28 protein-coding genes and 2 tRNA genes are annotated in these 22,865 nt (G+C 42.1%); 22 read left to right on the forward strand and 8 right to left on the reverse strand.

Going from position 1 to position 22,865, the window contains the following annotated elements; translation table 11 throughout:
* The 7 genes from HZA08_11820 to HZA08_11850 all read left to right on the forward strand — a co-directional run.
* A partial coding sequence (locus tag HZA08_11820; protein ID MBI5194111.1) for an SWF/SNF helicase family protein occupies positions 1–288 on the forward strand: 288 nt, incomplete at its 5' end.
* 363 nt (positions 289–651) lie between these two features.
* Positions 652–750 (forward strand): AURKAIP1/COX24 domain-containing protein, encoded by a 99-nt coding sequence (locus tag HZA08_11825; GenBank protein MBI5194112.1) that lies wholly within the window; start codon positions 652–654, stop codon positions 748–750.
* 15 nt (positions 751–765) lie between these two features.
* Complete coding sequence (locus HZA08_11830; GenBank protein ID MBI5194113.1) at positions 766–1,317, forward strand: hypothetical protein; 552 nt, start codon at positions 766–768, stop codon at positions 1,315–1,317.
* A gap of 150 nt (positions 1,318–1,467) precedes the next feature.
* Entirely contained in the window at positions 1,468–1,920 is a 453-nt protein-coding gene (locus HZA08_11835) for a bifunctional nuclease family protein (protein ID MBI5194114.1), read from the forward strand.
* Positions 1,917–2,960 carry a deoxyhypusine synthase gene (locus HZA08_11840; GenBank protein MBI5194115.1) on the forward strand — a complete coding sequence of 348 codons (1,044 nt, stop codon included), beginning with the start codon at positions 1,917–1,919 and terminating at the stop codon, positions 2,958–2,960. Before HZA08_11835 ends, HZA08_11840 begins: the two co-directional genes overlap by 4 nt.
* A gap of 91 nt (positions 2,961–3,051) precedes the next feature.
* Positions 3,052–3,948 (forward strand): agmatinase, encoded by an 897-nt coding sequence (gene speB / locus HZA08_11845; GenBank protein MBI5194116.1) that lies wholly within the window; start codon positions 3,052–3,054, stop codon positions 3,946–3,948.
* A 252-nt stretch (positions 3,949–4,200) separates the two neighbouring features.
* A complete protein-coding gene (locus HZA08_11850; GenBank protein ID MBI5194117.1) occupies positions 4,201–4,749 on the forward strand; it encodes an arginine decarboxylase, pyruvoyl-dependent in 549 nt (182 codons plus the stop codon).
* Between the two features lie 10 nt (positions 4,750–4,759).
* Here the strand turns inward: HZA08_11850 and HZA08_11855 are convergent, their stop codons facing one another.
* Both HZA08_11855 and HZA08_11860 read right to left on the reverse strand, forming a co-directional pair.
* A complete protein-coding gene (locus tag HZA08_11855) occupies positions 4,760–5,131 on the reverse strand; it encodes a response regulator (GenBank protein ID MBI5194118.1) in 372 nt (123 codons plus the stop codon).
* 73 nt (positions 5,132–5,204) lie between these two features.
* Complete coding sequence (locus HZA08_11860) at positions 5,205–6,692, reverse strand: radical SAM protein (GenBank protein ID MBI5194119.1); 1,488 nt, start codon at positions 6,690–6,692, stop codon at positions 5,205–5,207.
* A gap of 121 nt (positions 6,693–6,813) precedes the next feature.
* Between HZA08_11860 and HZA08_11865 the strand changes: the two genes are divergently transcribed.
* The 12 genes from HZA08_11865 (at position 6,814) to HZA08_11920 (ending at position 15,123) form a co-directional block, all read left to right on the forward strand.
* A tRNA-Lys gene (locus HZA08_11865) sits at positions 6,814–6,886 on the forward strand.
* A gap of 144 nt (positions 6,887–7,030) precedes the next feature.
* Positions 7,031–7,108, forward strand: a tRNA-Glu gene (locus tag HZA08_11870).
* Between the two features lie 178 nt (positions 7,109–7,286).
* Positions 7,287–9,200, forward strand: coding sequence for an aconitate hydratase (locus tag HZA08_11875; GenBank protein ID MBI5194120.1), 1,914 nt, complete (start codon positions 7,287–7,289; stop codon positions 9,198–9,200).
* Positions 9,201–9,591: 391 nt separating this feature from the next.
* The gene (locus HZA08_11880; GenBank protein ID MBI5194121.1) at positions 9,592–9,732 is read left to right on the forward strand and encodes a hypothetical protein; all 141 of its coding nucleotides are present in this window, start codon (positions 9,592–9,594) and stop codon (positions 9,730–9,732) included.
* A 41-nt stretch (positions 9,733–9,773) separates the two neighbouring features.
* Complete coding sequence (locus HZA08_11885) at positions 9,774–9,914, forward strand: hypothetical protein (protein MBI5194122.1); 141 nt, start codon at positions 9,774–9,776, stop codon at positions 9,912–9,914.
* Between the two features lie 98 nt (positions 9,915–10,012).
* Positions 10,013–10,723, forward strand: coding sequence for a Crp/Fnr family transcriptional regulator (locus tag HZA08_11890; GenBank protein ID MBI5194123.1), 711 nt, complete (start codon positions 10,013–10,015; stop codon positions 10,721–10,723).
* A gap of 195 nt (positions 10,724–10,918) precedes the next feature.
* Positions 10,919–11,107 carry a DUF542 domain-containing protein gene (locus HZA08_11895; GenBank protein ID MBI5194124.1) on the forward strand — a complete coding sequence of 63 codons (189 nt, stop codon included), beginning with the start codon at positions 10,919–10,921 and terminating at the stop codon, positions 11,105–11,107.
* Positions 11,108–11,145: 38 nt separating this feature from the next.
* Positions 11,146–11,385 carry a DUF2249 domain-containing protein gene (locus HZA08_11900; protein MBI5194125.1) on the forward strand — a complete coding sequence of 80 codons (240 nt, stop codon included), beginning with the start codon at positions 11,146–11,148 and terminating at the stop codon, positions 11,383–11,385.
* An 85-nt stretch (positions 11,386–11,470) separates the two neighbouring features.
* Positions 11,471–11,983 carry a DUF2249 domain-containing protein gene (locus HZA08_11905; protein ID MBI5194126.1) on the forward strand — a complete coding sequence of 171 codons (513 nt, stop codon included), beginning with the start codon at positions 11,471–11,473 and terminating at the stop codon, positions 11,981–11,983.
* Positions 11,984–11,998: 15 nt separating this feature from the next.
* Positions 11,999–13,270: a cbb3-type cytochrome c oxidase subunit I gene (locus HZA08_11910; protein ID MBI5194127.1), complete on the forward strand. Its 1,272-nt coding sequence runs from the start codon at positions 11,999–12,001 to the stop codon at positions 13,268–13,270.
* Between the two features lie 107 nt (positions 13,271–13,377).
* On the forward strand, positions 13,378–13,680 hold the full coding sequence (locus HZA08_11915; protein ID MBI5194128.1) for a metal-sulfur cluster assembly factor: 303 nt from the start codon (positions 13,378–13,380) through the stop codon (positions 13,678–13,680).
* A 225-nt stretch (positions 13,681–13,905) separates the two neighbouring features.
* The gene (locus HZA08_11920) at positions 13,906–15,123 is read left to right on the forward strand and encodes a hypothetical protein (protein MBI5194129.1); all 1,218 of its coding nucleotides are present in this window, start codon (positions 13,906–13,908) and stop codon (positions 15,121–15,123) included.
* Between the two features lie 97 nt (positions 15,124–15,220).
* Here HZA08_11920 and HZA08_11925 read toward each other — a convergent pair whose 3' ends face one another.
* Complete coding sequence (locus HZA08_11925) at positions 15,221–16,147, reverse strand: transketolase family protein (GenBank protein ID MBI5194130.1); 927 nt, start codon at positions 16,145–16,147, stop codon at positions 15,221–15,223.
* A gap of 109 nt (positions 16,148–16,256) precedes the next feature.
* Positions 16,257–17,069 (reverse strand): transketolase, encoded by an 813-nt coding sequence (locus HZA08_11930; GenBank protein MBI5194131.1) that lies wholly within the window; start codon positions 17,067–17,069, stop codon positions 16,257–16,259.
* A 254-nt stretch (positions 17,070–17,323) separates the two neighbouring features.
* Here HZA08_11930 and HZA08_11935 point away from each other — a divergent pair, with 254 nt between their 5' ends.
* Positions 17,324–18,361, forward strand: coding sequence for an RNA polymerase factor sigma-32 (locus tag HZA08_11935; GenBank protein ID MBI5194132.1), 1,038 nt, complete (start codon positions 17,324–17,326; stop codon positions 18,359–18,361).
* A complete protein-coding gene (locus HZA08_11940; protein MBI5194133.1) occupies positions 18,339–19,256 on the forward strand; it encodes an SDR family oxidoreductase in 918 nt (305 codons plus the stop codon). The genes HZA08_11935 and HZA08_11940 overlap by 23 nt, the downstream gene beginning before the upstream one ends.
* A 4-nt stretch (positions 19,257–19,260) precedes the next feature.
* Here HZA08_11940 and HZA08_11945 read toward each other — a convergent pair whose 3' ends face one another.
* The 4 genes from HZA08_11945 to HZA08_11960 form a co-directional block, all read right to left on the reverse strand.
* The gene (locus HZA08_11945; GenBank protein ID MBI5194134.1) at positions 19,261–19,410 is read right to left on the reverse strand and encodes a hypothetical protein; all 150 of its coding nucleotides are present in this window, start codon (positions 19,408–19,410) and stop codon (positions 19,261–19,263) included.
* 130 nt (positions 19,411–19,540) lie between these two features.
* Entirely contained in the window at positions 19,541–19,759 is a 219-nt protein-coding gene (locus tag HZA08_11950) for a hypothetical protein (protein MBI5194135.1), read from the reverse strand.
* A gap of 197 nt (positions 19,760–19,956) precedes the next feature.
* The gene (locus HZA08_11955) at positions 19,957–21,678 is read right to left on the reverse strand and encodes a sensor histidine kinase (protein ID MBI5194136.1); all 1,722 of its coding nucleotides are present in this window, start codon (positions 21,676–21,678) and stop codon (positions 19,957–19,959) included.
* 308 nt (positions 21,679–21,986) lie between these two features.
* Positions 21,987–22,352, reverse strand: a complete 366-nt coding sequence (locus HZA08_11960; GenBank protein MBI5194137.1) for a helix-turn-helix transcriptional regulator — start codon at positions 22,350–22,352, stop codon at positions 21,987–21,989.
* A 136-nt stretch (positions 22,353–22,488) separates the two neighbouring features.
* On the opposite strand from HZA08_11960, the gene HZA08_11965 reads away from it, so the two are divergent.
* The gene (locus tag HZA08_11965; protein ID MBI5194138.1) at positions 22,489–22,833 is read left to right on the forward strand and encodes a helix-turn-helix transcriptional regulator; all 345 of its coding nucleotides are present in this window, start codon (positions 22,489–22,491) and stop codon (positions 22,831–22,833) included.
* Positions 22,834–22,865: the final 32 nt, after the last annotated feature.

The raw sequence follows: 22,865 nt of genomic DNA on the forward strand, positions 1-22,865 counted from the left end.
AAACGTAAGGACCTGCTGACCAATTTCAGGGATGATGAGAACTGCATGGTCTTTCTCTCAACAGATGCAGGCGGCGTAGGTCTGAATCTGCAGAGCGCTTCTTTCCTTATAAATATGGACATCCCATGGAACCCCGCTGTTTTAGAGCAGCGTATAGCACGTATACACCGCCTCGGGCAGCATAAGCCTGTAAATATTATAAATTTTATATCCAAAGGTACCATTGAGGAGAACCTGTTAGGGCTTCTGAAATTCAAAAAATCCGTATTTGCAATACTGTTGTCATGATAATCGGGTTTTACAAGTGTAATCCAATTCGCCTTTTTTATTCTTTTATCCCCCATATTTCCCCATATATCTATGATAAGATTATCCCGTTTATTCGCCTCAATTTTTATGCGATTAAGCAGGTCAAGATGAAATTATAAATAACAAATTGAACAAAAGGAGGGGAGTTAAATGGCGAAGGCAAATGGTTTTAGAATAGGTCACTTTGGTGTTAAGAATAGTGAAATCCAAAAATACATTGAAACTTTTCCCTCTTTATGTATAATAAACGTGGATTTTGATTGTTAATAATGAGTTTAATCTGAAGTTGTTGCTCAAAAATACCCCGATTTTTCAGCAACAACTTATGAAGGAGGTGTGATATTGGGCAGTGTAGTTAAAAAAAGAAAAAAGAAGATGAGAAAGCATAAGCACAAGAAATTGCTTAAAAGATCAAGGATAGAGAGAAGAAAGAGAAAGTAGGTTTTATCCCGAGTTATGGCAATTAAAAAGGGAGACGTAGAGGTATATTTAAGCGAAAATGTATTCATGGGGCTTATACTGTCCTCTGTTGAGGTGTATAAAAAAGAGTGTTTCGGTCTCCTGCTTGGATATAAGACACCGCAAAAGTATATTGTTGAACATGCAGTCCCATATCAGAGTGCAAGAAGGGGACATAAGTGGATAGAGCTTAGGAGTGATAAGTGGAAGATTATTCAGGAGGTACTGAATAACTTTCCTAAGCTCGATATGATAGGGGATTTTCATTCACACACGATGTACCGGGATGTACGGGCTGATGTATCGTTAAGTGAGGATGACATTATTCACATGTATCCTGATGAGTTGCAGATAGTGATAGCTGTGAATGAGAATCGCCGATCAACGGCATGGGCAACCAGCCCTGATAATACTATTTCAGGAACAATAAGCGGATACCATTTCAAATTAGCAGCCTATTATTTTCCTACAGAAGATAACGAAGGCGAGAAGAAAAACTCTGAGGTACTGCATACAGCAAAGATTATAATCCCCTTTGTTATTGAGTAAGGTTATTCCGGTGGGGGATAGTTTTTCATAAAATGGTCTTCGTAAAATTGTATTGCCTTGAGAAAACTGATATGTTAATATCTCATCATTCCAGAATACCCCGCGGTACGAAGGCCCCCCGGAGGTCCATTGGGCTATAAAGGAGTTAATATGTATCTGATGAAGGTAAGGGGTTTAGTGTTTGACCCGCATACAAACATGTATATTGTAATCCTTAATGATGAAATGGATAAGGAGATTTTGCCGATCTGGATAGGTAAGTTTGAGGCAAATGCAATATGTTTTGTGCTGGAAGGGATAATACCTCCGAGACCTATGACCCATGACCTTACTAAGAATATGCTTGATACATTAAACGTAAAAGTTATCAGCGTGGTTATCAATAATCTGCAGGAAAATACATATTTTTCCAAAATACACCTGTTATCTCATGGGTCTGAGGTGGTGATTGATTCAAGACCCAGTGATGCAATAGCTATTGCATTAAGGGCAAATGCACCAATCTTTGTATCTGAAGAGGTGATGGATAAACGTAACTCTGAAAATTTAGATCAATGGTTAAAAAACTTGAAGCCTGAAGACTTCGGAAGGTATATGACTTGAAACATTCAAAACTGCTAAAACACCCCACTATCCCGTTTGAAATAAAAGAAGACAGAAGTGTTGCTGATGCATTGACTGCAATGTCCCAGACTGCGTTTCAGGGAAAGAATTTTGCAGTTGCAGTTGATGTATGGGGGGCGATGCTCAAAAAAAAGGTAACTATATTCCTTGGTGTAGCAGGAGCAATGATACCTGCCGGAATGAGGAATATTATTGTATATCTTATTCAGAACCGTCTTATTGACTGCCTCGTTTCTACAGGGGCCAACCTGTTTCATGACATGCATGAATCACTCGGCCGTTTCCACTATCAGGGTAATGCATTTATAGATGATGTCCTTCTTCAGGAAGAGGGGGTGGACAGGATTTATGATGTATTTGCCTCTGAATCAGAATTCAGGACACTTGATGATTATGTAGGTCACTTTGCTGATACACTGGATTTAGACCGGCCTTACACCACGAGAGAGTTTTTATACCTGCTAGGCCAAAAAATATCAAATGAGACAAACAGGGAAGGGATTGTTACAGCGGCATACAAGGCAGGTGTCCCAATCTACTGCCCTGCCATCGGGGATTCGTCTATAGGCATCGGTTTGGCAGGAAGGACAAAGGGAAAAAAGTTTCTATTTGATGTTGTCGCTGATGTGCAGGAGACAGCGATACTATCTATGAAGGCAAAAGAGACAGGTGTTATCTACATAGGCGGCGGTACACCAAAGAACTTTATTCAGCAGATGGAGGTAACTGCCGGCATGTGGGATGCAAATGTTGAAGGTCATGAGTATGCCATACAGATTACTGCAGATGCCCCGCATTGGGGAGGATTAAGCGGATGCACATTTGACGAGGCCAAGTCCTGGGGGAAGATTAAGAAGGATGCCAGGATGGTAACAGTCTACTGTGATTCTACAATAGCCCTGCCATTAATAGTAACTGCAACAGCCCAAAAGTATAAAGAACCTATTGCAAAAAGAACCAGGCCGGACCTCCTGAAAGTCCTGGAAAAAAATAAGATAGAAGATTTGAAACGGATTTAAAAAGAGTTCTTGACTAATATTTTCCGCTGTGTTAATTATACAGCCCATTTAATCCGCATACGTTATATATAATGGAGGTTTTTATTATAAATTGGGCAACGATTCTCTTTTTGTAAATTCAAATTTCGGAGGAATTCCTCCTGAGATATCAGACTGGGACAAATCCCGCTTTGTAGTATTACCTGTCCCTTTTGACCATACCACATCATTTCAACCGGGAACAAAAAAAGGACCAAAGGCAGCCATAGAGGCATCTGCATATATGGAGCTTTATGATGAGGAACTAAATATAGAGCCTTGTGATGCAGGAATCCATACACTGGGTCAACTTGAAGTTTCTCTTGATTCTGAGGAAACGATCGAAAGGATACGGAAGGTCGCTTCTGACATTATAAGTGCCGGAAAGATACCTGTGACAATCGGCGGTGAGCACTCTGTTACCTTTGGGGTGGTCAAGGCTTTGAAGGAGAAGTATAAAGACTTCTCTGTGTTACAGTTTGATGCACATGCTGACCTTAGAAAAGAGTACCAGGGATTAGGGCTAAGTCATGCATGTGTAATGCGCCGAGTTCATGAACTGGGGTTAAAGATAGTACAGGTCGGGATTCGCAGTATGAGCAAGGATGAGGCGGAGTTTCTTCAAAAGGCAGAAAACATCTTTACTTATTATGCAGCAAATATAATTGATTCAGATGACTGGATGGAAGATGCTGCATCACATCTCACGGGTAGTGTATATATAACAATTGATGTGGATGCGTTTGACCCTGCCTACATGCCGGCAACAGGTACACCGGAGCCTGGAGGGCTTGACTGGTACAAGGTTATACGGTTATTAAAAAAGGTTTGTGAGAGGTGTAATATTATTGGTTTTGATGCCATGGAATTATCACCCATAGCAGGGCAACCGGCATCAGATTTTCTAACAGCGAAGTTATTGTATAAGTTGATGGGATATACTCTAACGGTAAGCGGTGAGCAGAGGTAAGAAGTTAGAAGGAAGAAGTTAGAGGCAAGAGGCAAGAAGCTAGAGGCAAGAAGGAAGAAGCTATAAGCTATAAGCTATAGGCTATAAGGAAGAAGCTAGAAGATAGAAGCAAGAGGCTATATTGCTACGAATTCTTCCCCTTAAAGGAGAGGGTTAGGTTACTCTACGAATTCCCTCCCCCTTGAGGGGGGAGGGTTAGGGTGGGGGTGAGCTATGGGGATTTTTAGCTGAATCGAAATAAGGGAGACTAAAATGCTATATGTACCTAAAAGAGTTTTTTTTACAAAAGGTGTAGGGACACACAAGGAAGAACTGAGGTCCTTTGAGCTTGCCCTGCGTGATGCAAAGATAGAAAAGTGTAATTTGGTGCAGGTTTCAAGTATACTTCCCCCTCTTTGCAAGATCGTTTCCATAAATGAAGGTAAGAAGGCTTTAGAGGCAGGTATGATTACTTATGTAGTCCTCAGCCGTTGTGCAAGCAATGAGCCGCACAGGCTTATAGCAGCCTCTGTGGGGTGTGCAATCCCTACTGATAAAAATGCTTATGGTTATCTCAGTGAACACCATGCGTATGGTCAGAGCGACAAGATAGCAGGCGATTATGCCGAAGACCTTGCCGCAGCCATGCTTGCGTCTACACTTGGTATAGAGTTTGATGAAGATAAAAGCTGGGATGAAAAGAAAGAGGTCTACCGGATCAGCGACCGGATAGTAAGGACAACAAACATTACTCAATCAGCAATCGTTAAAAGCGGTTTCGGTTATACTACTGTAATTGCTGCTACAGTATTTCTTTTTTAACCTATAATGTTTAGATGGCCTTTGCTCCTTTAAGTATATTTGCTACAATGGTCTTCAATTCTGCAAGATTGGCGGACTTAACAAAATAGGCGTCTGATGCCCACGTCCCGAAGTCCTGTTTGTAATCTTCATAAGCGCTTACAAATATTAATGGTACATCATTTTTTATTTCTTTAATCTTCCGGGCAAGTGTGATCCCATCAACGCCGGGCATCTTGATGTCAAGGGTTACAATGTCCGGTGACCCCTTTTCTACCTGTAAAAGGGCCTCATCCCCATTGCCTGCTGTCAATACATTATATCCTTCTTCTTCAAATTCTTCCTTGTATAATAATCTTATGTGTTCCTCATCATCAACAACCAGTATGGTTTTCTTTGACATGTTATTTTCCCTTTCTTTGGATCCCTTACTTTTGTTAACTTAAATTTAGCATAAACTGTATGCTTTTTCTACCCTAAGAAGTGCGTTTAAGTGCCTTTTCAATATTAAGCATGATTTTCTCCCCGCTGTCCCCTTTTTCCTTCCATGCGGAAAGGCATGAGCGTGCAATCAGTTTATCCAACGGCGGCGGGTTATACAACAACTTTTTAATAGAAAAAGGATTGAGTGAAATAGGATTGTAAGACTTACTGAGATAGCCGGCCTGAATAAGACGGCCTTCCAGTTTTGTATGCGGCTGTATACCGAGAAAGAATATCATAGGTTTTGCCTGTCCTTTTCCCATTATGCCTTCAATAGTCTTATATGAATTTATAGTCTCTAAAAGGGTTTCTCGTGTCTCTCCGGGGGCATTTATTGAATAGTTCAGTGTGGCCTTTCCCCTGTAACCCTCCTTTTTCAGATACCTGCATCCTTCGTATAGATTTTCAAGTTTAAACCCCATACTCATCTCATTTAATACCTTCTGAGAGCCTGATGTTATGGATATCTCAAGGTCGCCTACGCCTGAAGCGACCATCAGTTTTGCAAGTTCAGGCGTTACAAGGCTTGTGCGGACATAACCGCTCCATTCTATCGGCAGACCTTTATTTATTATATTCTTTAATATGGCTGTGCATTGAGGGATTGCCGTACTGCCTGGGATAAACTGTGCATCTGCAAACCAAATTTTCCGGACATTCCAGTTAGAGTATAGATACTCAATCTCTTTTATTATTGAATCAGGATTACGGAAGCGGACATGTTCTCCTTCTATATAGTTATACAGGCAGAATTCACAGTGATACGGGCATCCCCTCTTTGTCTGAACCCCTATCGCCTCTCCGAAATAGGTTTTAACCTCCGGGAAAATAGTCTGAATGTATCTGTAATCAATCTCAATATCTTCTATTGATACAGGTCTTGCCTGTTTCCCTGATTTAATTATCCCGTCTTCTTTATAGATTACCCTGTGTTTATTAATATCAGTCCCGTCTGCTGCAGCAAGCAAGGCATCTTCTCCTTCACCAATAATACCTGTGATACCCTCAGGAAGTCTGGATATAAGCTCATTTGAGAATACGCTCATAGCCCCTCCTCCCAGTAATATTGTCTTGCCGGGAAAGGCATTCATCGTATCCTTAATCAATATGAATTTCTCTCTGATACTGTTTTCATAATTAAAGACCATGCTGATCCCTTTGATACTGGCCGCCAGTCTTCTGAATAAATTCTTTGAATAATAGAAATCAAAGGCAAGCTCAAGTGACCTATCTTCTTCATGAGGTGCGTATATCTGAATATCCCGCCAAGTAAAAGCGATAACATCCGGCTTAAATGCCTCCACCATATCATGTATGGCAGTACTCCTCTCTTTCTTATTTATCTGAGTAAGGTCTAATATACGCTGTCTGATATGCGGCCGTTTTGTATGGATATAATTTGATAGATAGGTAGGTCCAACAGGGTATATCTTCTTACACGGCAGCCAGATGTATAATATGGATTGCTTTTCTTTATTCATGTCAGCTTTAGATTATACAATAAATAACCCGGCGATTGAAGCACGTAAAATATAAATTTTAAAAATTGATTGACAGGAGATATGCCAAGATGATAAATATATATGTTCTGAATAATTAGTTGGGCCGCTAGCTCAGTTGGTAGAGCACCGCCCTTTTAAGGCGGGTGTCGATGGTTCGAATCCATCGCGGCTCATCAGTTTAGAAAACTGAAGGCTTCGTAAAAAAATCATGTGCAAGGCGCGGGAATCCTGAGGAATGAGGCGTACTTTGTTTGGACGCTGCAATGACGAAGGATGAAGTGCAACGCCGCAGATGGAGTTTTTACGAAGCCTGTTACGTCCCCATCGTCTAGCTCGGCTCAGGACGTCGCCCTTTCACGGCGCAAACAGGGGTTCAAATCCCCTTGGGGACACCAAATTTTCCAGCCTGCATGGTCTTTTAATTCTTATTGACACAACCACCTAAATTTATTAAAATTTAGTTCCTTCAAAAAGGTTAAAAAGAGTAGAAAGGGTAGAAGTCACCGACGGTCCTCCGCTTTTTTGAAACCTTGTAAACAAAGAAAAATTTATATTAATAGAAAGGAGAACAATATGGGAGCAAATATAACCCAGAAGATTCTTAAAGAACATCTGGCATCAGGAGAAATGGAGACCGGTAAGGCGATTACTATACGGATTGACCAGACCCTTACTCAGGATGCAACAGGGACTATGGCATATCTGCAATTTGAGGCAATGGGTGTACCGAGGGTAAAGACAAAGCTGTCTGTAAGTTATGTAGACCATAACACATTGCAGGTAGATTACATGAATCCTGATGATCACCTGTTCCTTCAGAGTATTGCGGCAAAATACGGCATCTACTTTTCAAGGCCTGGCAATGGTATCTGTCATCAGATTCACTTAGAGCGCTTCGGAGTTCCGGGAACTACACTCCTCGGTTCAGACAGCCACACACCAACAGGCGGAGGCGTCGGCCAGATTGCAATAGGCGCCGGCGGCCTTGATGTGGCATTTGCAATGGCCGGTAAGCCGTTCGGCCTGAAGATGCCTGAAGTGGTAAATGTGCGTCTGTCAGGAAAACTACCGCCTCTGGTTTCTGCAAAGGATGTGATTCTTGAGCTTTTGAGAAGAGTCGGGGTTAAAGGAGGAGTAGGAAAGGTGTTTGAATATTCAGGCCCCGGTGTTGCAACACTCAGTGTTCCTGAGCGTGCCACTATTACTAATATGGGTGCTGAGACAGGTGCAACAACTTCGGTTTTCCCAAGTGATGATATTACAAAGGGATGGCTTGAAAGCCAGAATCGCGGTAATCAGTATGTTCCTTTGGCGGCTGATAATGATGCAGTGTACAGCGATAATATAGAAATTGATTTATCTTCTTTAGTTCCACTATTGGCGGTTGACCCAAGTCCTGGAGATGTCAAAACCGTTGAGGAACTTGCAGGTATGAAGGTGAATCAGGTTGCTGTTGGAAGCTGTACAAACAGTTCATTCCGAGACCTGGCTATTTTTGCTGAATTATTAAAAGACAAGGTTGTGAATCCGGGACTTTCTGTAACTGTCTCCCCTGGTTCAAGGGCGGTATATCAGCAGATAGAGAAGTCAGGTCATCTTTCGATGCTGATAGCCTCCGGTGTACGTATACTGGAAGCAACATGCGGTCCATGCATCGGACAGGGAGGCGCACCTCCGAGTGACGGTGTGACTGTAAGAACCTTTAACAGGAATTTTGCAGGCAGAACCGGTACTAAAACCGCAAAGGCATATTTAGTCAGCCCTGAGGTAGCAGCAGCTTGCGCAATCACAGGTGTTATGACAGACCCCCGCAAGCTTGGAATAGTTCCATCAGTTAAGATTACATCTCCCGTTGTTGATGACCGCATGATTATACCGCCTCTTCCAGAAGAGGCTGCAAAAGAGGTACAGGTTGTACGCGGTCCCAATATTGCACCGCTTCCGGAATTCAGACCGCTTCCAGAAGCAGTCTCCGGTGAGGTGTTATTGTATCTTCCTGATAACATTACAACTGATCATATACAGCCGGCCGGTAAATATCTGCCGCTCAGATCTAATGTCCCTGAGTATGCCCGTAAGGCAACATTTGTTCAGGTTGACCCTACGTTTGCAAACCGCGCTGAGGCATTGCGTGACAGCGGCGGGTATGGATTTATTGTGGGCGGAGAAAACTACGGACAGGGTTCCAGTCGTGAACATGCAGGGCTGTGTCCGATGTTCCTTGGTGTTAAGGCTGTTATTACCAAGTCATTTGCCAGGATACATCTTGCAAACCTGATCAACTTCGGCATACTTCCCCTTACATTTGCCAATCCGGATGATTACGGGAAGATAAAGCAGGGGGATAAGGTCTCAATAAAGACAAGTGACATATCATCTGAATTATCGCTGGTTATAAACGGGGCCGCAGAGATTAAGTTAAAGCCTGCATTCACAGAGAAAGACATCCCGATGCTCAAAGCAGGCGGGGCGTTGGCAATGATTTAAAGACAGGCAATAGGTAAGAGGTTAGAGGTAATAGATACTAACTAACGGATAAACATTTCCATGCCCACCATGCACATAATTCCCTCCCCGACACTATGAAGGGGAGGGTCAGAGCCTGCCCCCGAAGTAGTAATCGGGGGGTGGGGATGGGGTTTCAGTTTTTCTCCTCTCTTGTATAAACTGTTACATATTTGTCACACTTATTTACATGCGTTTTTTCTACACAGTTGTTCCTTCCTTTACGGTTTGTATCTTAAAGATATATAACTTTAAATTGTTCAATTAAAACAAGTAGTTACTGATAATTATAAATGCGGCATTTACGACATCCATAAATGGCATAATAAATGCATAATTATATTATTAAATACTTCTTAGGGAGGAATACAGAATGAATGAGATCGTTCGTACATATCTGATAAGTCTTGAGATGCATTTACCGCCGCAGGAAACGTTGGCACTTATTCGTAAGATGGTTGGTTCACATAGAGAATTACCTGTTTTTATTCAGCCTTATACCGGCACAGCTTAATATATTAACGTCCGCATATATCTCCTAAGGAGGTTAATGAGATGGAATTAATAGAAGAGACACTGAAGTTAAGCCCGCTCTACTTTACCCTGTCACAGCAGGAAGTAAAAGAGCTTATTAAAAAACTTTCAGCCGGTTTTGATAGTCCTTCAGAAGATGAAGAAGAATCTCCTGTAAATTAAAGAATCTCCCCTGTTATAATTTCTTTCCTTTAAATCCAAAACAGAGTATACTCTGTTCCCGAAAAAAGAATTCAATGTATTGTAGATTTTGACTATGAATGTCAAAAAATAATGCTATGGCCTCCAAAAAAGAATTTTTAAAATCATTATCTATCTTTTCTACACTCACTGATGCTGAAATATTCAAGCTATCAGATATTTCAGATGAGTTCACGTATAAAAATGGCGAATACATATTTTACGAAGGGGACTCTCCTGACTGGCTTTGTATAGTTAAAGAGGGTAATGTAAAGGTTTTAAAACAACAGGAGGAAGGGAAAGAGACTATACTCAGGATTTTCAAACTGGGAGAGATATTCGGTGCAATGCCTGTCTTTGACAGACGGCCTTATCCGGCATCTTCAATCTCAATGGGGCAAACCGCCATATTAAAAATATATTACACCGATTGCCTTGAATTCTTCGGTAAGAGACCTGACATAACCATTAAGCTTATTGGAGATATCGGTAAGATGCAGAGAGAGTTTGTTGACAAGTTCAATGTATCATTAACAACCCGTGTAGAACATAGGATAGCCAGTACCTTAATGAACCTTGCAAGTAAAGTCAATGTGGAAGGCAGGCAGAATATTGAATTACATCTTACCCGAAAAGATATTGCGAGCATGGTAGGAACAACGATAGAGACAACAATAAGAATAATGAGCCGGTTCCAGAAAGATGGGATAATTGAAAGCAAGAAAGGATATATCACGATATTGAAGCCGGATATGCTTAGTAAGTTAGCAGGAGATATTGAAGATGAATAATCGTGAGCGGGGTGTTCACAAAGGTGCATGAAAATCAGCGGGACAAGAATGTCCCGCCTATCCTCATAGAAATGGATAGGCGGGGTTTTCTTACCCCGCCGGAGGTATTTTCGGATGAACCCTAAATATGATTTACGTCATTGTTTGAGAAATATGTGTATGATAACTTTTAAAATATAAAGGAGGTTAGAAAAAATGGCAGAGATTAGCAAAGAGATGACAATCAACCAGATTTTAAAACTCTATCCAAAAAGTTCGGCAATTCTAAATAAATTTAATATTGATACCTGCTGCGGCGGAACCAGGACACTTGAACAGGCTGTTAAAGAAGACAAGGCAGAGCTGGGTTCATTACTGCAGGCCCTCAACAGTTCTGTTGATTAACAGGACTTAACTTCATAACAAACGAAAGGAGATTTAAAATGTCAGATGAAAGAAGGGTAGTAGAGCTTGACGTAAGATATATTCCTCCACAGTGGAAACATCCTAAAATATTTGAGACCTTTGATTCTCTCAAAACAGGAGAGGTGTTGTTGATTATCAATGACCATGATCCAAAACCGCTGAGATACCAGTTTGAGTTTGAAAGGCCCGGTAAATACGGATGGAAATATATGGAAGAAGGGCCTGAGATATGGAAGGTTGAGATTGAACATCTTTAAACATAGATCCCTCTCCCCTTTTGGGGAGAGGGTCAGAGCTTGCCCCCGAAGTATTTATCGGGGGGTGAGGGGGAGATAAATTAAAATGGATTTCTTAAACAAAAACGTGGTTGAACTTGATGTAAGGGCAGAGGTGAATTCAGGTAGCGACCCTTTCAAGACCATCATGACCGCAGTAAACAGCATTAAAGAAGGAGATGTTCTGCACCTGATTAACGGCTTTGAACCGGTCCCCCTTTATACGGTTATGAAGATGAAGGGGTATGACCATACTACAGAAAACAAGGCAGGTGTGTGGCACATCTATTTTTATCAGGAATCAACATCAGGGTCAGAAGCGGCAAGCGTACAAAGCGAAAGTGCATGTACATTAGGTGGAAATACAGTAGAGATAGATGTAAGGGGGCTTGAACCGCCGGAACCAATGGTGATGATATTGGAGACATTGCCTAAGATTGGTGCCGGAGACTTATTGCTTGTGCATCATCACCGTGAGCCGTTAATGCTTTACGATAAGCTGGAGCATCTTGGATATGAGGCATCGGCAGAGAAGGTCACAGAAGGATACTACAAGGTAAGGATCACAAAGAAGGCATAGAGGTAATTTTTAATTATGAGTACACCATTTTCAGGTAACATTGCAACACCATATTCACCGCCGTTCAGTGTAGTAAAACAGTATTTTATTGCCGCAACAATAACATTTATACTATTGAACGGGATGATGCTGTTAAGCTATCAGTATATACAAGGGTATCATTTCCAGCCGAGACTCCTGGCCTTTGCCCATATAGCCGTGCTCGGATGGGCAACAATGATTATTATGGGTGCAATGACACAACTTGTCCCTGTTATCCTCGAGACATCACTATTTAGTGTGCGGATGGCACGCTGGGGATTATGGTTATTTTTATTGGGTGTATCAGGCATTGCCGGACACTTCTGGCTTTTTGCAACCAGAGGTTCCGGTATGCTCTCTGCTGCAGGAACAGCTTATGTTGCAATCATCCTGTTTGTCATTAATATTGGTCTGACTCTGAAAAAGGTCAGGAGTATCAACATAAGCTCAGCCCATATTATTGCTGCAATTACATATCTCGGCATAGTTGCAACTGTAGGTCTGTTACTTGGTATTAATCTTGGTAACCCATTTATAAGAGGCAACCACCTACACTATCTTGCACTCCATGCGGCATTAGGATTTGCAGGGTGGTTTTCTATGGTTATAATGGGCGTTTCATACAGACTACTCCCGATGTTCACATTATCTTATTCATATAAGACATGGCCTGGCTGGACGGCATTCGGGCTTGTTAATGCCGGCATATTGGGAGTTGTGATTGAGTTTCTTTTTGATATGCCTCTTTACAGTTCGTTAATAATTGCTGCCGGTCTGTTTATGTTCTCCTATCAGGTGGTGCTTATTATAAAGGGGAGGATGCGGAAGGCAATGGACCTTGGCCTTCGCTATGCAGTTCTTGCTTATGGCTATATTCCATTAGCGACAGTAGTTGGAGTCTACATAGCACTCAGCCACGCTTTACCTGCAATGAGACAGCGGTTTGTATTGATATACGGTTTTACAGTGGTATTCGGCTGTATAACTTTTCTGGTTATAGGCATGATGTATAAGGTAGTCCCTTTCCTTGTCTGGTTTCACAAATACAGCGACAAGGTAGGGAAGGAGAAGGTGCCTCTACTTAAAGATATGTTTTCAGAACGTCTCGGGAATATCCAGTTCTATCTTATAAATATTGGAGTACCGGCTGTGATAGCAGGTCTTCTAATCGGCAATCAGATTGTAGTCGGTCTCGGTACAGCTATTATGTTCATCGCATCACTGTTGTTCGGATATAATATGCTGATGGTTTTTACAAGGAAATAACCCCATCCCCACCCTGACCCTCCCCTTGAAAGGGAGGGAAATATCATCACCATCACAGGGATAGGATAAAGGTGAGGGGGGAAACAATGCTAAAACGTGAGGGCAAAATGGTATCAGAAAATCTAATATTAACTGCATTAAAACATGTACTGGACCCTGAACTCGGTCTCAATATAGTAGACCTTGGCCTTGTATATGATGTGAAGTCCGAAGAAAACGGTGATGTCCATATCAAAATGACTATGACTACTGCAGGATGTCCCCTTCATGCAAGCATATCAAAAGGGGCTGAAGAGGCGGTAAAACAACTACCCGGTGTTGAAAAAGTGGATGTCGAATTGGTGTGGGAACCCGCATGGACTCCTGATAGGATGACAGACTGGGCACGGAAACAGCTCGGATGGAAATAGAAGTCTGTGTTGCATACATAAGTGTAACTCAGACATATTTTAACTTTTTTATTTACATTGCAGAATAAACCTGCTATATTTTTTTCGTCATTTTATATTTCATCTCGATATTAGTAAACACTTCAAAGTCTTACCAGATAAAAACTAAATAGTTGTGGGCATGCAGGATAGATAGCTTACCCTGTGTATTTTTTTATTATTAATTCAAAGAAAGGGAGGAATATTATGAGAAAAAAAGGTGGTATATTGGGATTTATTTTTTTGTTGTTGTTTGGTTTCTCTTATGTTGTGCCTGATGTTGCTCAGGCAGTCCCTGCATTTGCAAGGCAGACAGGGCTTTCCTGTTCATCCTGTCACTTCCAGCATTTTCCTGCTTTGAATGCATTCGGCAGGGCATTCAAGTCCGGTGGGTACACCATGATTGGGGGACAGAGCATGGTTGAAGGGGACATGCTGTCACTTCCGAGTGTAGTTAATGCATCCGTAGTGGTTAAGGTAAGATACCAGAAGACGAATGGAGATTCAGCGACCGGTACAAATATGGGAGAATTACAGTTTCCAGATGAGGCGTCTCTATTTTTGGGCGGTCGTGTAGGTGAAAATGTAGGATTTGTGCTTGAGGGGCAAATTTCTAATGGGGCGGATCCAATGTTTGCATCATTTAAAATGCCTTTTGTGTATGATGTCGCAAGTTCCAAATTTAGTATTATTCCATTTATAACAGACGGACTTGGACCCTCATTTGGTTTTGAACTCCTGAATACCGGCGCAGTCAGAAATGTGCGTATTATGGAACACAGAAAAGAGTTGTCTGCTCAACAGTTTGTCGGAACAGACGGGGCAGCAGAAGGTGTGGCATTTGTTGCTTCTAACAATATGGGTTTTGTAAATGCCACACTCTGGACACCTAATCATGGCTCAGTGGCTGTAAACAGCCCTGCATATTACCTTCGTGCTGTTGCTACTCCAACTCTTGGTCCTTGGGACGTTGGTGCAGGAATACAGTACTGGACCGGGACAGTTAGCAGGGATGCAACCGGAGGGGGAGAAGAAGATGCGAAGGCTATGGCAGTTGATGCTCAGGCACAGGGCATGGTTGGCTCTATGCCGTTAGGTGTATATTTTACTTATGCTAAAGCAGACAAATCCGGAGGAACAACAAACATATTTAACAGCAGTACAACTGATGATACATCTGCCTTTTCCGTTGCCGGAGAGATTGGGGTACTACCAGGTAAAGTATCCTTAACTGCAGCTTACAGGGCAGGGGATAAAAGCGGGAAAAGCAACAATGGTATTTTACTTGGTGCATTATATCAGGTAGAGCAAAACATTCAGTTCCAGCTTAACCATACAACCTACGGCGGAGATACGTATGATGCAGCGAAAAAGGCGGCTGATGGTGACCAGCTTACTACTCTGATGATGTTTACAGCGTTCTAAAAAAGGGTTCAAGGATTCGAGGGGGCAAGGGTTCCAGTGGAAGGAACAATAAGCCCCCTTAACCCACGACCCCTTGAATCCTTGAACCCTGACTTTTCTACTTCCTCTTAACCGTCTTTTCTATCTTATCTACGATATGTTCTGCGGTGAGTCCGTATTTCTTGAAGAGTTCATCCGGCTGGCCTGATTCTGCGTAGGTATCTTTAAGGCCGATAAAACCCATTGGAACAGGGTAGTGTTCTGAAACAACCTGTGCAACGGCCGCGCCAAGACCACCTGATAATAGATGTTCTTCAGCGGTTACGATTGCACCGGTATTTTGTGCTGACTGTACAATTGCATCTACGTCAATCGGTTTTACTGTGTGCATATCAATTACCCTTACATCTATCCCTTTTTCACTGCATATACATGCCGCTTCAACAGCCTCCTGTACAAGCAGTCCGTTTGCAATAACAGTTATGTCAATACCTTCCCGTATAATATTTGCCTTACCTATCTCAAAATTCCCGCCATTCTGATAAATTACAGGGGCCTTTGGTCTCCCGGTTCTTATATATACCGGCCCTATATGTTTGGCAGCTAACCTGACCAGTTCTTTTGTGGAAAGTTCATCAGCCGGTACCATCACTACGAAACCCGGCAATGAACATGCTAATGCAATGTCTTCAACGCCCATTTGAGATGCACCGTCTTCACCTATGCTTATCCCGCCGTGAGAGCCGACAAGTTTTACATTGAGGTGCGGATTGGCAATGCTCATGCGGAGCTGATCAAAAGTCTTACATATCAGAAATGATGCAAAGCTGGATGCAAAAGGTATCTTGCCGCAGGATGCAAGGCCGGCAGCAGTTGACACCATATTTGCCTCAGCTATACCCATATTAAAAAATCTCTCTTTAAATTCTTTGGCGAATAAAATACTTTTTGTTGACTTGGAAAGGTCTGCATCAAGTGCAACTATCGCAGGGTTTTCCTTCCCCAGCTCTGCCAGAGTCTTCCCATAAGCATCCCTCGTTGCCATTCCATAAACCCGTTTACAAGACACGTTCCTGTTACCCCCTGTTTATCTTCCTTCTTATTTCTAATGTCTTTTGTCTCACGTCTTACTTCTTGCTTCTGACTTCTTCCTTCTATCCCCCCAGCTCCTTCAATGCTAATTCCTTCTGTTCCTTCGTTGGTGCCATGCCATGAAATTCTACATTATGTTCCATGAATGACACGCCCTTCCCTTTTATTGTCTTTGAAATAATTACTGTCGGTTTTCCTTTTGTGGCCTTTGCCTCAGCAATTGCATTTAATATCTGAGGAAAATCATGCCCGTTAATCTCTATAGCGTGCCAGCCGAACCCCTTCCACTTGTCTATGATAGGTTCAAGTTCCATGATGTCTTTTACCCACCCATCAAGCTGCTGGCTGTTGCTGTCAACTATTGCAGTAAGATTATCCAGCTTATAGTATGCCGAGGACATGGCTGCCTCCCATACCTGCCCTTCCTGCGATTCACCGTCTCCCATCATCACATAAACCCTGTAATCCTTTTGATCCAGTTTGCCTGCCAGCGCCATTCCAAGCCCGATTGAAAGCCCCTGACCGAGTGAACCTGTTGATGCCTCAATACCGGAAAGCCGCCTTACCTCAGGGTGTCCCTGAAGCGGACTGCCGAATCTTCTTAATGTTAAAAGCAAGTCCGGGCTGAAATATCCTGAACGTGCCAGTGCACTGTACAAGGCCGGTGCAGCATGACCTTTACTCAATATGAAACGGTCCCTGTCAGGCCATGTGGGATTTTTTGGGTCATGCCTCATTTCCTTAAAATATAAAGATGAAATAACCTCAACAGCAGAGAGCGAGCCGCCCGGATGACCGGAATTAGCCTCTGCAATCATATTGATAATGTCTATGCGCATAGTCCGTGCTATTTCTTTCAGGCTTTCTATATTCATACGAAAATCTCCATAGCTCACCCTCCCCCTAACCCCCTCCCGTCAAGGGAGGGGGAATTAACATAGCCCCCTCTCCCCTGGCGGGAGAGGGTCCGGGTGAGGGGGCCTTATTTTCATCTACCTTCTTGCTTGTGATTATTTTAGGCTTAACAAAGGTTTCAAATTATAATATAATTTGGTTGCTAATACAAGGAGGGTATTGTCATGGCAAAGATATTAGGGGAGTTGACCCCTGTGGACATGGTTAAGAAATAATGGACAAAGAAAAAGAGATAGAAGAGATTGAAGAAGATAATGAGGAGGAGGAAGAGGATGAAGAGCCTGATTATCTTTCTATAGAACATACTGGAAAACATATTGAATCCGGCGATGCCGATATAGAGCTTTCTGATGGAATAGATTATATAGCCGGTATAGATGAACATGCGGCTGACAGATCATTAGTAACTTATGACCCCCTCCAACACTACCTAGCAGAGGTCAGGAAATACCGCTTCCTGACAAAAGAAGAAGAGCACAGGCTTGCAGTCAAATACAGGGAAGAGGGTGACCTCGATGCTGTATCCAGATTGGTAATGGCAAATTTAAAGATAGTTGTTGTTATTGCAATGGAGTATAAAAATATTGGAATGAATATGATGGACCTGATTCAGGAAGGAAATCTGGGGCTGATGCAGGCAGTAAAGAAGTTTGACCCTTACAGAGATATTCGGCTTGTTACTTATGCGGCGTGGTGGGTGAGGGCCTATATTCTTAGATACCTGATCAATAACTGGAGGCTTGTAAAGATAGGGACAACTCAGGCACAGAGGAAACTGTTTTTTAATTTAATGAAAGAGAAGGCGAGGCTCGAGTCGCTTGGATATGAGGCAGGGCCAAAACTGATAGCAAGCGGCCTTGGTGTAAAGGAAAAAGAGGTGATTGAGATGGACCAGCGGCTCGGAAGCCGTGAGATGTCTCTGGATGAACCGGTTAAAGATGATTCAGAAACATCTTTGATGAGTATAATTCCATCACATGAGCCTGCCATAGATGATAAGCTTGCAGATGAAGAGGTCTCTGCCCTTTTCAAGGAGAAGGTCGCAGAGTTTATGAAGACAATGAATGAGAGAGACTTAAATATATTACAGAACAGGATACTATCGGAAGAACCAAAGTCCCTCCTTGAAATTGGTGAGTTTTATGGAATATCGAAAGAGCGTGTTCGCCAGCTTGAGGCAAATATAATAAAGCGGCTCAAAAAATATATTGAGAAGGAGATAAAGGATATTGATGACCTCAGGCCTGCCTGATATTGATTTAAATTTAATGGGGAGAACAGCCCTTGTTACAGGCGGGAGTAATGAGATCAGTGGTGCGATTTGTCGAGTCATGGCATCTGCCGGCGCATCAGTAATTATTCATTACAACAAAAACAGGGAAATTGCAGAGCAGACATGCAAAGATATAATCTCAAGCGGCGGCACAGCAGTTACTTTCAGTACAGATTTTTCTGATGAAGATTCCATAGACGCTCTTTTCAGCTTTATCAAAGAACGATTCAACCACCTCGACATCCTTGTTAATAATGCCCACCTTCCTCTTAAAAGAACCTTCCTCAAAGATATAACATGGGAAGAACATCAGGAGCAGATAGACGTTATGGTGAAGGGGACATTCTACTGTTCTAAGAAAGCTATAGAGATGATGCGGGAGCCGGTCATGAGCGAGGCGCTCACAAAGGACAATGAAAATGAGTGGGACAAGAATGTCCCACCTATCCTTGATATATATCCGGATAGGCGGGGTTTTCTTACCCCGCCGGAGGAATTTTCGGGTAAACAGCGTAAAGGCGGCTCAATCATCAACATCCTTACATCACAGACAGAGCATCCTGTAAGCGGCTACAGCAGTTATGTAACAGCCGCATCTGCATTAACGGGTTTTACAAGAAATCTTGCTGTAGAGGCGGGATGTATGGGGGTAAGGGTCAACATGATTGCACCTAACTTTGTCCTTACCTCACATACACCCAACGCACCTCAACACGTCCACGATGCAATTATAAAATCCACACCCCTTGGCCGCCTTGCAACACCGAATGACATAGCAAAGGTTGTCTTATTTTTTGCCTCAGACCTGTCAGAATTTATAACCGGATGCTATTTTGTTGTTGATGGGGGATACGGTTTATCGGGAAGGCGTTAGGAGTTCACTCGAAAATCCCCTCCGGCGGGGTAAGAAAACCCCGCCTATCCATGTGTAAATTTGGGGGAACCCGCCTATCCATGCCTAACCTGAGGATAGGCGGGACTTTCTTGTCCCGCTGATTTTCATGGCCCTTTGTGAACCCTCGGTTCATGGGAGTTCACCCGAAAATACGATTTTCTAACACAGAGGCACATAGATTCATAAATTTAAAATCTTTAATCTTTTCTCAGTGCCTCTGTGCCTCTGTGGTTAATTTTCAGCTTCATTTGTGCGTATATATATCATGGGCTATTTTTCTGTTTCAGCGTCTTATTTTTCCTATTTGAAGATTTGGTTTTATTTTCTTTTATGGATGGGTGAATCCGCAGATTTTTTGCCGGATTGCTGAATGTAAACCGTCCGGCAAGGATGCACCCTTTCATACCAGGGTCACAGTCGTGATTGCGTACCCGCAGGCACTTGTTATTGACTTCATGAGGACAATCCCAGCTACCGCTCATTATATCTTCCTGTTCTGTAAGTTTCTCATAGGAGGCTCTTGCAAAAGTATTTGTCATCCCCGAAGTCTTTTATCCCCGATAGCAACATTCGGGGACGGATATGATTTTCTGTTAAAAAAAACAATAGATTCCCGCTTACAACATGCGGGAATGACAACATTTTGGGACTTTTGCAAAATCCTCATAGAATTAATGCATTAAGCCGGAAGCCTTACAATGACTGATGTTCCGGCTCCAACTGTACTCTTAATTTTAATTGTCCCGTTGTGGGCTTCGATAATCCTCTTTGTAACAGCAAGTCCAAGACCTAAACCGGTTCCTTTTGTAGTCGTAAATTCAGTAAAGAGGTCTTTTAGTCTATCCGGTGGAATACCCTGTCCGGTATCCTGCAGTTCAATATCAAGAAAATTATGGGATAATTTAACCGATATAATAAGCTCACCACCCTCCGGCATTGCATCAATAGCATTGCGGATGATATTCTTAAATACCCTCTCAATTAAAAACTTATCAACTTTGACGTTCATAGGTTCAGTGGGACAATTTGCCTTAACAACTATCGCCTTATTTTCCATCTCTTCCCTGAACATCTCAATAATGCCTTTTACCTCTTTGCAAATATTTACAGAGATTAGCATAATCTGAACCGGTTTAGATAAGTCCATCAGGTCATCAAGAAACTGATTTATGTTGGCAAACTCTCTTGTAACAACCTTTTTAAACGTATTTCTACATTCTTCATTGTCATACATCTTTATCATAAGACGACTGCAATTCTCTATATTCCTGACAGGGTGCCTCAAATCATGAACAAGACCTGCGGCAATCTTATTCATAAAGGCGATCCTCTCGTTCCGTTTAATATCCTCCTGAAGAACCTTGAGATCAACCATCATCTTATTAAACCCTTCGCCTACCTCCTGAAACTCATCACCTGTTTGTATTGAAACCTTCTCTTCAACATTACCACCGGCGACCCTCCTTGTTGCGGCCAGTAAGTTCTGAAGCGGTTCCAGTATATATCTTCTGCTGCCGGAATATCCTAAAAAAGATGCAGCAGCTATACATAAAATTATCATAACACTAAGAAGAACTGTCATGCTCCTCGAGGATGCATAAGCCTCTTTTAAAGGTTCTTCAATAATTATTCCCCAGCCGAGTGATGGAATCGGGGCTGCCACACCTATAACATACTTATCTTCCATGTTTTTATATATATCAGTTGAATAGCCTCCCTTTAACACATCTTTGACTATCTTTAATCGTCTAAGGGTATTATTTGCAAGTACAGGAATTTTGTTGTTTCCACCACGACCATGTGCTATCAGTGTGCCGTCCCCTGATACAACAAAGGCATACCCGCTTTCTCCAATCCTGATACTTTCCACTAAACTCCACAGATGCAAAAGGCTTATATCAGTAACAGCAACCTTCGTGATTGTATTAAGATTTTTTACAGGAACTGCTATAGTTATCTGCGGGACATTATCATTAGAAAGATATACTTCTGATTTATATACCTCACCTTTAAATGCGCGTTTGAATGCCGTTCCCTTAAACTCCATTTCAGAACCGCTTTTATTGACAGATACCAACTCTTTGCCCCGATGGTCCAGAATACAGATATATTTAAATTCCGGAAAGTTTAATAGATAATTACTCAGGATCATCTTTTGCTCTTGCATAGGGATCTGAAACCTTCCCAGATTTTGCAGGAGGGCGTTCAATATTGACACCCTGTTGATAACATATAAATCAATCTCTTCTGCCGCCCTCTTTGCTGTATTAATATTGCCGTCTTTAACCACATTTGCATTGAAGTATCTTGACGTCCATATAGACAATATTCCATAGACAATAAGAGGCACAAAAACAGCGATGATAAGTAATAAACTTAGCTTTGCAGATATACTTTTCAAATTAACACCTGGTAATTGTGTTACCTAACTTAAATTAACTTGTTATGGCTGTCAATATAATATAATTTTTGTTTGGTATTACATGTTTGGATTAGCAATGTTTAGACAGGTAAGGGTCTGTCATGAAATAACTTGTGCATTTAGGCGCTCAGATTTCGGTCAGATTTGAGTGCGACCGATTGAGCAAACCCGGAGGCGTAGTTGAATCTACGCTGAGGGGTTGCGATTGAGGAGCACACAAAGATGGCCGGAAGATGAGATGCATAAATGTATAGGTTATTTTATGACAGACCCTAAGAGGTAATGAACTACTTTTTTCCTGCAACATGCTTCACCAATGTGAGCATGCAATCTCTGCACTCGGTATTTTCTATCTTTCTCAGATTTTCCACTAATTGACGTTCCTGCGGGGAGAAGTAGGGGTTTTCCCTTTCCATAACCATGATCTTGCTGCCGGCCTGTTCTTCAAAAAAATATGTTATAGGCACATCAAGGATATTTGCTATTGCCTGCAGTCTGTCAGTGTTTAAATTGCTGGTACCTTTTTCATATCTCTGTACCTGTTGATAGGTAATGCCGATCTCTTCTGCCAGCCGTTCCTGTGACAGACTCAGGTCTTTTCTCCGTGTTTTTATCTTTATGCCTATGAATTTCCGGTCCCTTATCTTATACATTTGACCGCCCCGCATTATCATTACATGAAATGGATTTCAGACAAACTATACAAGCGGGTCTCTGAAATAGCCACAACATCCGATTTGTGCCTGGCCATTGACTTTTACTAAATAATTGTTGTATTTAATTATCATTATGCCGGGCTTGAATAACTTTTTAAGAAGATTCGGATATCAGGTCCGGATATTCAGAAAACAGAAGATGCTTTCCTTAGAGGAACTGGCCGGCATGGTTGGGATTTCTGAAAATGACATAAGGGATATGGAGAATGGAAAGTCTGATCCAAGGCTGAGTACCATACTGCTTATATCAAGTGTACTTGGTGTTTCACCTGAAGACTTGCTGACTTTGCCGGATAGACCGGATAGAAATGCCAACCAATATTATGCATTGCGCTACCAATTCTTAAAAAATCTTAATAATATGTCTGATGATGAGTTGAAAAAGTTGATTGAACTTAGTCATTCTATAATTCCTTGACACTCCCCCCTGCCTTCTATAAGGTAATACCC

The organism is Nitrospirota bacterium (assembly GCA_016212215.1).
Lineage (GTDB): Bacteria > Nitrospirota > 9FT-COMBO-42-15 > HDB-SIOI813 > HDB-SIOI813 > JACRGV01.